At 38.2% G+C, this 4,162-nt stretch carries 5 protein-coding genes; 4 read left to right on the top strand and 1 reads right to left on the bottom strand.

Annotated features, from left to right (window positions below):
• The first annotated feature begins 213 nt into the window (after positions 1-213).
• A complete protein-coding gene (locus ACHUE4_RS16550) occupies positions 214-1,173 on the top strand; it encodes an NAD-dependent epimerase/dehydratase family protein (RefSeq protein ID WP_394192059.1) in 960 nt (319 codons plus the stop codon).
• Positions 1,174-1,699: 526 nt separating this feature from the next.
• Here ACHUE4_RS16550 and ACHUE4_RS16545 read toward each other — a convergent pair.
• A complete protein-coding gene (locus ACHUE4_RS16545) occupies positions 1,700-2,161 on the bottom strand; it encodes a competence protein ComK (RefSeq protein ID WP_394192057.1) in 462 nt (153 codons plus the stop codon).
• Positions 2,162-2,398: 237 nt separating this feature from the next.
• Between ACHUE4_RS16545 and ACHUE4_RS16540 the strand changes: the two genes are divergently transcribed.
• From ACHUE4_RS16540 to ACHUE4_RS16530, 3 genes are all read left to right on the top strand, one after another.
• Positions 2,399-2,908 (top strand): sigma-70 family RNA polymerase sigma factor, encoded by a 510-nt coding sequence (locus ACHUE4_RS16540; RefSeq protein ID WP_394192055.1) that lies wholly within the window; start codon positions 2,399-2,401, stop codon positions 2,906-2,908.
• A 128-nt stretch (positions 2,909-3,036) separates the two neighbouring features.
• A complete protein-coding gene (locus ACHUE4_RS16535) occupies positions 3,037-3,867 on the top strand; it encodes an STAS domain-containing protein (protein WP_394192053.1) in 831 nt (276 codons plus the stop codon).
• Between the two features lie 188 nt (positions 3,868-4,055).
• Positions 4,056-4,162 (top strand): helix-turn-helix domain-containing protein (locus ACHUE4_RS16530; RefSeq protein WP_394192060.1); only part of this gene is annotated, 107 nt, incomplete at its 3' end.

Raw genomic sequence — 4,162 nt, 5'->3', positions numbered from 1 at the left:
AAGCGGCTGAAGCCGTGCCCGCGGAAAGCGAGTGCCGAAACGGAAAGCAATAGGCTTATATCAGTGAACTACCTATATTTTTTATGAAATTACAGGAAAACGATTGACTAATGGTAAGAAAGCGTCCGCATGTAACGGAAATGGACTCGTAAAGCTAAAATTAAAGGATTTTCTTCGACATGCGAAGAATGTAAAAAAGAGGAGGCGATAAAAATGAAAATACTAGTAATCGGTGGCACATCATTTATTGGCAGACATTTAGTAGAAGCGTCCATTAAAAATGGGCATGAAGTGGTTTTATTTAATAGAGGGAAAACAAATCCGGGTGTGTTTGAAGGCATTCGTCATATACAAGGCGACCGAAGAACCGATGCGCATTTACTTGAAAATGAAAAATGGGATGCCGTCCTAGACACATGTGGCTATACACCTAATGACTTAACGCCAGTTTTAGAGTCAGTCATGAATAACACGAAAACGTACATGTTCATATCAACGATCTCAGTTTACGACAATTACGAACAAGGACGTCCAAACGAAGAAAGTTCGATGCACACAAACCAAATTGAAACGGACGAAGTTACAGGTGAAACGTATGGTCCACTCAAAGTAATGTGTGAGGACTTAGTCAATCAGGAATTTGGCAATAAAGCATTAATTATCCGACCTTGTATCGTTGTTGGACCAAATGACCCGACCGATCGCTTTACCTATTATGCGATGAAGGGAGTAGAGTCAGGTCCTGTCGCACTTCCAGGCGGTCCCGAGTCGAAACGAATGGTGCAATGGATTGATGTTCGTGATATGGCAAAATGGATTGTCTCGATGATTGAAGAAGGCCAGACAGGCACATTTAATGCAGCATCAACCCCAATAACACTAGATGCTTTTATAGATGAAATCTCATCGAAGCCTATAGAAAAAGTTTGGATTTCAGATAAAGAATTAGAAGAACATGATTTAGGTACACGTAGGTTCCCATTCTGGATGCCAATCTCTGAAGAATATCCAGAGGGCTTCTTTATTGTGAAAAATGATAAAGCAGTGGCAGAAGGATTAACTTTTAGACCATTAAAAGAAACGGCTGAAGATACCCGAAATTGGGCTGGTGAACGTGAGCTAAAAGCTGGTCCAACGAAAGAAATGGAAGAAGCGCTTCTCAAAAAGAAGTAGTGTATTAGAACGAAATTTCGTTGAGAATAGTAGAAAATTGTTGTATACTTATACCAATAAGACTAGGTGGGTCAACACCTAGTCCGACAATCGCTTAGCTTATGGAGTGGTTGGTCCAGTTTGATAGAAGTAACCGTCTCGCCTTACCAGTGGGGACGGTTATTTTTTATTGATAAACAAAATGATCAATGTGACAGCTATTGAGAAGCCAGCAAACATAACAGTCGCGAGCTGCATAAGTAAGCTCAGGGATTCAAAACTTGTCATAAGCATGACCTCCCTTCTCCTGAAAGTGACCAGCCTGTCCATTACCAGCGATTGTTCACTAATTATACCACAAAGTAGAATGTATGTTCGTGTTTTTGAATAAAAAAAGAGAACAACTTGGATTTATAATCCAAAAGTTGTTCTAGTAACTTACGTAATTTGTAAATTTCCGTCAGCATCTAATTTAGCCATGATTAAGTTCTCACTACCTGCAAAAGCATGTAGTCGATTGCCGATTTGAATATTCAGAGGGTTGATTCTAATAAAGTCGACCAAGAGATTTTTGTTTATAAATCATCACAATCATGCGCTGTCTTTGTTTCTCAATCGTATGTACAGATGCATTCACAACGATTTCTACTCCGTTGTCATATTGAAGAATGGTAGATTTGTCAGTATGTTTTTTTGACTTGAAAGAATGATTGAATATCCACATACATTCAGCATTCAAAGGTGACATCGTTGGAAAAGCAAATATGCCATTTTCTGCAACGAGCAAAGGTGTTTTTCTATGAAATGAAGTTTGGTAACGAGAGGCTTGAATACGACCTTCATATGTCGAAAAGTAGCGCATGCAAGCTAAATTTAAGAGTTCTAGTTGTGAGAACGAGGATGTGTAAGAACCATGTGTCGTAATGATGTGCGTTTTTAATGCATTTTCGAAGATAGGTTGGACGACCAGAGTGTCTGTGTCGATCCGTAAAGAGTCACAAGTGCGCAAGAAACAACCTCCTAAACATGATAATTTGAATGTAGCACGCCAAAAGTTATTTAACAAGTCAGAAAATACATATTATTTGGAATTTTTGTAGGTTCATTGGATATTTATTAAGTAGTCGAAACTTGACGTTTCCTCTAGAGAAACATCACAAAATGTGATTCGAATGAATCGATTCAATCTACTAAACTGAAGCCACCTAGGAATAAAGAAGCGTGCACGCTCCAAAGGAAACATCCGGTGGAGAATTTTGAAGAAGCATTAGAACAGTACGAGCCAATGATATACGCATGTATCCGAAAACTACGAATCTATAAAAATCACTCAGAATTTGTACAAGCAGGTCGAGTTGGTCTATGGAAGGCACTTCAACGATATGAAAAAGACCGAGGAGACTTTGCTCCGTTCGCATATCGCTCAATTTATGGCAGCATACTAGATGAATTAAAAAAATCGTATGCCAACGAACAACAGGCAGTGCCAATTGAGAGTGATGTGTTAGAAAGAATTATTGGGTTTAATGAGGAAGTAGTTGAGCAAGATAAATCCATATCAGAAGCTCTATCTCACTTGAATCCTACAGAACAACAACTGATTCAGCTTATATTTATAGAAGGATACTCATTAGATGAAGTGGCAAGTATATTAGAGATGTCGAAAGAAAGTTTGAAGAAAAAGAGGCAACGCACGTTGAAAAAGGTGAGAAACCACTTGATGGTGCCTGGCACCGAAACATTCATGAAATTTTGAACAATTGATATAATTCGAGAAATTGTAAAAAAAACTATGTTTTATTTGGAATAAAAGAGGTATGTTAAAAGAGGATAGATATCGAAATTTATTTAACTATTTTGTACTCGAAAAGGAGCAGGCACCGTATGCATCGAAATTCACATTTACATGATTACTTATTAGATAAAGCGAAGCAGCTTACTGAAGACTGGTATGCGGCAATTGATAAATCAACTGCTGAAGGTGTCTATGCTTCTACGGATCCAAAAGTCATCGATAAGTTGAAAAATCAAAACTTTAGGTTCCACGAAAACTTAATCGGTATTTTCATTCGAGAAGAAGCTTCTTTTTTTGAGGAATTCGATGAGTGGATACTAGAAATCGCTACTGATTCTGAACATTTACGAACGCCTACTCATGTCATCTTTAACGAATTCCTAAAAGTGCAAGATCAGTATTTAGACATGCTCAGAAATTATTCGATTGCGAATAAAGGGAAATACACAACTGAACAGATTTTCACTTGGGGTCAATTAATCATCAAAGCGTTCGGAAGAATCACCTCTCGCTTCGTTGAAGAGCATGATGCATTAGCTTTAAAACGCTTAACAAGCCAGCAAGCAGTAATTAATGAATTAAGTGCTCCTGTCATTCGTTTACACAATGGAATCGGTTTATTACCAGTAGTTGGAGATATCGATACGCAACGTGCAAAATATTTACTTGAGAACACATTGATGGAATGCGGAAGTAAAAAAATCACACATTTATATGTTGACCTATCTGGGGTCACCATGATTGATACTATGGTTGCAATGCAAATTTTCCAGCTAATTGATGCTTTGAAAATTGTCGGAGTGGCAACAACATTGTCTGGCGTGCGACCTGAAATAGCAATGACCGCCGTTCAACTTGGCGTAAATTTCAATGAAATACAAATCACCGGAAACTTATCGCAAGCTTTGAAATTAAATTAAACAGTGAAACCTTTGTCCAATGGATGAAGGTTTCTTTTATCGTTATCCGACATAAGACTCTCACCTCTGAAATGAGCGAAGCCTAAGGAGTAGGTGGAGATGAAGATGAATGTCTGTTGGCGGTAGCCAAAACTTTCCTCACGATGATATAATGAGAACAAACATTCGTGTCGTTGGGGGTGGAAATCATGTTAGTCTATAAGGCATACAAATTCCGAATCTATCCAACCAAAGAACAAGAAATCCTCATTGCTAAAACAATCGGATGCAGTCGTTTCGTATTCAATCGTTTTTT

It is taken from the genome of Paenisporosarcina quisquiliarum (assembly GCF_043641925.1).
Taxonomy (GTDB): Bacteria; Bacillota; Bacilli; order Bacillales_A; family Planococcaceae; genus Paenisporosarcina; species Paenisporosarcina quisquiliarum_A.
The sequence above is the reverse complement of the archived record's forward strand: the minus strand, read 5'-3'. Positions and strand labels throughout refer to the sequence as shown.

Bases quoted from the DNA above. Each gene is read 5' to 3' on its own strand.
- ACHUE4_RS16550 (WP_394192059.1), top strand. From the start codon at position 214: ATGAAAATACTAGTAATCGGTGGCACATCATTTATTGGCAGACATTTA.
- ACHUE4_RS16535 (WP_394192053.1), top strand. From the start codon at position 3,037: ATGCATCGAAATTCACATTTACATGATTACTTATTAGATAAAGCGAAG.